At 65.5% G+C, this 5,506-nt stretch carries 8 protein-coding genes and 1 pseudogene; 5 read left to right on the top strand and 4 right to left on the bottom strand.

The window, feature by feature from the left end; translation table 11 throughout:
• The 5 genes from LDO54_RS39400 to dapA form a co-directional block, all read left to right on the top strand.
• Positions 1-226 (top strand): M23 family metallopeptidase (locus tag LDO54_RS39400; protein ID WP_436975784.1); only part of this gene is annotated, 226 nt, incomplete at its 5' end.
• Positions 219-626: a hypothetical protein gene (locus LDO54_RS38535; protein ID WP_224018359.1), complete on the top strand. Its 408-nt coding sequence runs from the start codon at positions 219-221 to the stop codon at positions 624-626. The genes LDO54_RS39400 and LDO54_RS38535, both read left to right, overlap by 8 nt.
• A gap of 79 nt (positions 627-705) precedes the next feature.
• Positions 706-1,146, top strand: a complete 441-nt coding sequence (locus LDO54_RS38530) for a bactofilin family protein (protein ID WP_224018357.1) — start codon at positions 706-708, stop codon at positions 1,144-1,146.
• Positions 1,147-1,201: 55 nt separating this feature from the next.
• Positions 1,202-1,333: a hypothetical protein gene (locus LDO54_RS38975; protein ID WP_290371183.1), complete on the top strand. Its 132-nt coding sequence runs from the start codon at positions 1,202-1,204 to the stop codon at positions 1,331-1,333.
• A gap of 126 nt (positions 1,334-1,459) precedes the next feature.
• Positions 1,460-2,314, top strand: a complete 855-nt coding sequence (gene dapA / locus LDO54_RS38525; protein ID WP_224018355.1) for a 4-hydroxy-tetrahydrodipicolinate synthase — start codon at positions 1,460-1,462, stop codon at positions 2,312-2,314.
• 235 nt (positions 2,315-2,549) lie between these two features.
• On the opposite strand, the pseudogene LDO54_RS38520 reads toward dapA, so the two are convergent.
• The 4 genes and pseudogenes from LDO54_RS38520 to LDO54_RS38505 all read right to left on the bottom strand — a co-directional run.
• Positions 2,550-2,759 (bottom strand): annotated as a pseudogene (locus tag LDO54_RS38520) (DUF2866 domain-containing protein); the annotation flags it as partial.
• Positions 2,760-3,095: 336 nt separating this feature from the next.
• The gene (locus tag LDO54_RS38515; protein WP_415774481.1) at positions 3,096-3,293 is read right to left on the bottom strand and encodes a DUF3562 domain-containing protein; all 198 of its coding nucleotides are present in this window, start codon (positions 3,291-3,293) and stop codon (positions 3,096-3,098) included.
• A gap of 301 nt (positions 3,294-3,594) precedes the next feature.
• The gene (locus tag LDO54_RS38510) at positions 3,595-4,656 is read right to left on the bottom strand and encodes an alkene reductase (protein WP_224018353.1); all 1,062 of its coding nucleotides are present in this window, start codon (positions 4,654-4,656) and stop codon (positions 3,595-3,597) included.
• An 85-nt stretch (positions 4,657-4,741) separates the two neighbouring features.
• Complete coding sequence (locus tag LDO54_RS38505) at positions 4,742-5,065, bottom strand: ArsR/SmtB family transcription factor (RefSeq protein WP_224018351.1); 324 nt, start codon at positions 5,063-5,065, stop codon at positions 4,742-4,744.
• Positions 5,066-5,506 lie beyond the last annotated feature (441 nt).

The raw sequence follows: 5,506 nt of genomic DNA, 5'->3' as shown, positions 1-5,506 counted from the left end.
CGAGCATATCGCCGATGTCGGCTCGACGGGGCGCTCGACCGGTCCGCATCTGCATTTCGAGGTGATCGTGCGCGGCGCGCAGGTCAATCCGACCGACTATCTGGCGCTGTTCGACGCTTATCGCGTGAGTGGCGCGAGTGGCGTCAAAGACGCGCGTGGCGGCGAGGGCGCGGGCGCGAACGGGCCTAATGCGCCTGATGTGCGCAACGGGCGGGCGAATGGCTGACGCGCGCCCGTCCGCGCGCGTGCGCACCGACGCCCGGCGCGCCTTCGAACTGCAACCGGTGCGCTCGCGCGCCTCGCGCTGGGCGTTCGCGCTCGCATGGACCGCGCTGGCCGGCGGCGCGGGCGCGGCGGCTTCGGCGTGGGCGCTGCGGGGCGCGGAACCGGCCTGTCCCGTGGTCGAGCCCGACGTGCTGCAAACCCAGCTCACGACGGCCCAGCTCGCGCTCGAGCAGGAGCGCGCGGCGCGGACGGCGTTGCAGCAGTCGGCGGACGCGGCCCAGGCGCAAGTCGCGAAAGCGCAAGCCGAATTGCTGTTCCTGCGCAGCCACGGCGGCGCGCGCGGCGCGGGCGCGAACGGCAGCGCGAACGGCAATTCCAGTAGCGGCAACGCCTCCCAGTGAGCGCGCCCGCATCCCGAGTTTCGTGCCGTGGGTGGCGCCACGGCATTTCTTCAGCAACGCAAACGCAACGGTGATGTTCATGTTCAACAAGAAGAAGCCCCAGCCGGGCATCCAGCAGACCAAACTCGCGACGCTGATCGCCGAGGATGTCCGCATCACGGGCAACCTCGAATTCGCGGACGGCCTGCGGCTCGACGGCCAGGTGACCGGCAACGTCAACGGCAAGGCGGGCGCGCAGACGCTGCTGGTGCTCAGCGAGCGCAGCGTGGTGCAGGGCAACGTGCATGGCTACGACATCGTCGTCAACGGCCGCATCGTCGGCGACGTGATCGCGGATCATTTCGTCGAGCTGCAATCGAATGCGCATGTGGTCGGCAACATCTACTACCAGCAGTTGCAGATGGATTGCGGCGCGAGCGTCGACGGCAAGCTCACCAAGCGCGACCCCAGCGATGCGCCGAATCTGCTGCTCGATGCGCCGATTCTCGATATGGGCGCGCACGGCGAAGTGCATCGCTGAGTGCATCGTCAGGCGGGTGGCGCGCGGGCGGGCGATCTCGGTTACACTTGCCGGCATGTCACGTCAGCCGAATACCTTCGCCCAGCCTATCGTCGCCATCGCCGCCCAGTCGCGCGCGATGCCGGCGCGCGCGCAGGCCGCGTCGGTCAGCGTGAAAGCCAAAGCCAAAAAACAGCCGCTCATCTGACCGGAGCTTGCTGTTCCGTCGGATGTTGCGATGGAACAGCTTGCCGCCCCCTCCTTTCTCCAGGCCAGCCCGATTTCCCCGCACCGCTCGACGGACCTTCCACTCGGTCGCGTTCAAGGGAAAGTCATGTCTTCGTTTTCGGGTATCTGGATTCCGCTCGTCACGCCATTCAACCAGGGAGCGGTCGATCACGAGGCGCTCGACGCGCTGGTGCGCCACTACGCGCGGGCGGGCGTGGCGGGCTTCGTCGCGCTCGGCACGACCGGCGAACCCGCCGCGCTCGACGATCGCGAACAGGACGCCGTGCTCGCTACGGTGCTCGCCGCGGCGGGGCCGCTGCCGGTGGTGGCGGGCGTGAGCGGCAATCACACGGCGTCGGTGCGCGAGCGCGTCGAGGCGCTCAACGACACGCCCATCGCGGGCGTGCTGGCGGCGGCGCCGTACTATATCCGACCTTCGCAGGCGGGCGTGATCGGCTATTTCACGGCGCTCGCCGATGCGAGCCGCAAGCCCTTCATCCTCTACGACATTCCCGCGCGCACCGGCGTGCGTCTCGAACTGGCGACGCTGCTCGAACTGGCGGCGCATGAACGCATCGTCGCCGTGAAGGATTGCGGCGGGTCGCTCGACAAGACGCTCGCGCTGATTCTCGACGGCCGCCTGCAGGTGCTCTGCGGCGAGGACATCGAGATGTTCGGCGCGCTGTGCGCGGGCGCGAGCGGGGCGATCGCGGCGTCGGCGCATCTGCTGCCGGAGTGCTTCGTGGCGATGGCGCAGGCCGTGCGCGAAGGGCGTCTCGCCGATGCGCGTGCGCTCTGGCACGCGCTGGTGCCGCTCGTGCGTGCCGCGTTCGCGGAACCGAATCCGGGGCCGGTGAAGGCCGCGCTCGCGCGCAGCGGATTGATCCGCAACGAACTGCGCGCGCCGATGACGAGCGTGAGCGCGGAACTGGAAGCAACGTTGGGAAGTTTGGTGGCGTAGCGCGCGGGGATTTTGCGCGCGGCCAGGGCGTTCGCGTTCGTCGATGCCGAACGCCAGGCGGAAGAACGGAACGGTGCTGCGGAATATCGGCGAGACGGCGCGCCCCGGCTGGCGGGACGCGCCGTCTCGCGTGGGTGTGTCAGCTCACGGCTCGTGCGCTGGCGCGGCTGCTGCGTGCACGGCGGCGCGTGCGCGGACGCTCGGCATCGACGGGTTCGCCGTTGAGCAGAATGCGGCGGCCGGGCACGTGTTCCGCGACCAGACGCGCGATCTCGAACGCAGAGCTTTCCGCCGGCACGACCTGGCGGCGCGCGCCGTCGTCGAGCGGCGTGGTCCATTCGACGAGCCGGTAAGCGCGGCCCCACGGGTGCTGAAGCGGCGTGGACACGCGGCAAGAGGCGACGCGTCCGGGCGAGCCGTCGCGCAGCAGGGATTGCAGGTGCATTAGCACGTCGTCGTCTTCAACCATGACTTCGCTCCTCCTCGGCTTGCCGCATAAAAAAACGCCGCCGATGTTCCGGCGGCTCAACAGGGGTGAGCGTATGGTTACAGCGAAGAATTAAACGAACCTTAAGAGGGAAATCTTGAGAGGGGCGGCGTTAAAGACGCAGTGCGAATGCGGCCGTGTGAAAAAGGCGCGCAAAAGGCACGCGAAAGACCCGCAAGCCGATAAGCGCGGCGCCGCGTAAAAAAGCGGTACCCGCGCGTATCGATGCGGTGATATTTGAAGGGAAAAAAACGAGGTCGGGATTGCGTAGCGTTGCGTGGGATTGCGCGAAACTCAGCTCGGCTTTGCGCTGTTTTGCCGCAGGGTCGCGCGGACTTTGCGCGCGGCAAAGAGCGGGAGATAGTCTTCGATGCGTGCGCCGACGCGGTATTGAGCAAGGGCGTCGGCGTAAATGCGCGCGACGGTTTCTTCAGGCGTATGGGTTTCCTCGGCGATGCTGTGAACGATTTGCTCGGCGTCGACTTGGGGCATGACGATTCTCCGATCGGCGGTTGCGGCGGTTGGAAAAGCAGACAGGATTCGAATTGAAGGACAGTCTCGCGGGCGATGCCAATTGAAACGCCCTATCGAATGCGATGCGGAAAAATGGGGCGGGTGCCTGATTGAGTTTTATCGGCGGGACGTGATTGGGGATTCCTTGCTGCGCGCGGCTGGCGGCGCGAATCGATGATAAAAAAGCCCCGGAAAGGCAGTGCGCCTTTACCGGGGCTTTTTCGCGGGCGTCGTTTTCACGCGCGCATTTGACGCGCGTGCGGCACGCGCTTAAACGCGCTTAAGCGACCTGATCGAGCGACGGATAGTCGGTGTATCCGGTTTCGCCGCGTGCGTAGAACGTCGACGGAATCGGCGCATTGAGCGGCGCGTTCGTCGCGAAGCGGTGCGGCAGATCGGGATTCGCAATAAAGAGCTGGCCCCACGCGATCGCGTCGGCTTCGCCCGATGCGAGCACCTCTTGCGCCGATTCCAGCGTGAACTTCTCGTTCGCGATGAAGGGGCCGCCGAATTCGGCCTTCAATTGCGGGCCGAGGCGGTTGTCGCCCAGCGATTCGCGGGCGAACAGGAAGGCGAGCTTGCGCTTGCCCAGTTCGCGCGCGACGTAGCCGAACGTGGCCGCCGGGTTCGAATCGCCCATCGTGTGGGCGTCGCCGCGCGGCGCGATGTGCATGCCGACGCGGTCTGCGCCCCAGACGTCGATGCACGCGTCGGTGACTTCGAGCAGCAGGCGCGCGCGGTTTTCGATCGAGCCGCCGTAGGCGTCGGTGCGCTGATTGGTGCTGTCCTGCAGGAACTGGTCGAGCAGATAGCCGTTCGCGCCGTGGATCTCGACGCCGTCGAAGCCCGCGGCCTTCGCGTTGATCGCGCCCTGGCGGAACGCGGCGACCACGCCCGGGATCTCGTCGAGACCGAGCGCGCGCGGCGTCACGAACGGGCGCGGCGGACGCACGAGGCTCACGTTGCCTTGCGCGGCGATGGCGCTCGGCGCGACGGGCAGTTCGCCGTCGAGGAAAGCCGGATCGGAGATGCGGCCGACGTGCCACAGCTGCAGGAAGATGCGCCCGCCCGCGGCGTGCACGGCCTCGGTCACGAGCTTCCAGCCCTCGACCTGCTCCTGCGACCAGATGCCGGGCGTTTCGGCGTAGCCGACGCCTTGCGGCGTCACCGACGTCGCCTCGCTGATGATCAGGCCCGCCGAAGCGCGTTCGGCGTAGTACTTCGCCATCAGCGCGTTCGGCTGGCGCGCCTCGCCGGCGCGCGCACGCGTGAGCGGCGCCATGATGATGCGGTTGGGCAGAGTGAGATCGCCGATCTGGATGGGGTCGAAAAGCGTTGCCATAGGTTCACCTCGTACCGCGAGCCAAACGGATGCGCGGATTAGCGGAAAAATCGGAAATGAAACGGACGATTGCGCCGGAGCGCTGTCACAACTGCTGGCTCATGTGGGCGAGGAACGCCTCGATGACCGGCTCGTTGCGTTTGAAGAACACCCATTGACCGACTTTCTTCGACGTCACGAGCCCGGCCTTCTGGAGCGCGGCCAGGTGCGCGGAGACCGTCGACTGCGAGAGCGCGCAGTACGCGTCGATCTTGCCCGCGCAGACGCCGTGGTCGAGCGGGAGTTCCTGATCGGCGAAATGCACGTGCGGTTCGCGCAGGCAGGCGAGGATCTCGCGGCGCACCGGATTGGCCAGTGCCTTATAGATGGCGTCGAGATCGAGCGTCGGATTCGGTTGAGTTTTCTTCATGGGAATTGCATCGTCACTATGCGAATCTTATATCGCCATTCTACGATATGGTCGAAGGCGTCATTTGCAATAGGGTGATGGACTTTTCTTTTTTGCGGGGCGAGGCGCGCGGGAAAGTGAGGCCGGGACGCGATGCGGAGAAGGCGGGGGAGCGTGAATCGTGTTTGCCAATCGGCGCGAGTGCTGGCGTGCCTAAAGGGAATTTTCAGGCCCGAAAACTTTTTTCGCGAAAGCGCTTGACGGCATTCAGAATGACCCGCATAATTCGCCTCCTTCGCTGATCGCTGCGAACGAAAACGAAGCGATCGAGACGAAATTGTTCTTTAAAAATTTACAGCCGATAAGTGTGGGCGCTTGATTCGATCTAGCTCCTCGCCGTGATCTTTTTGATCTGGCGAGATAAGCAAAAGTATCAAGAGTCTCACACAAAAGTAAGTCAGG

Source organism: Paraburkholderia tropica (assembly GCF_914484835.1).
Taxonomy (GTDB): domain Bacteria; phylum Pseudomonadota; class Gammaproteobacteria; order Burkholderiales; family Burkholderiaceae; genus Paraburkholderia; species Paraburkholderia tropica_A.
The sequence above is the reverse complement of the archived record's forward strand: the minus strand, read 5'-3'. Positions and strand labels throughout refer to the sequence as shown.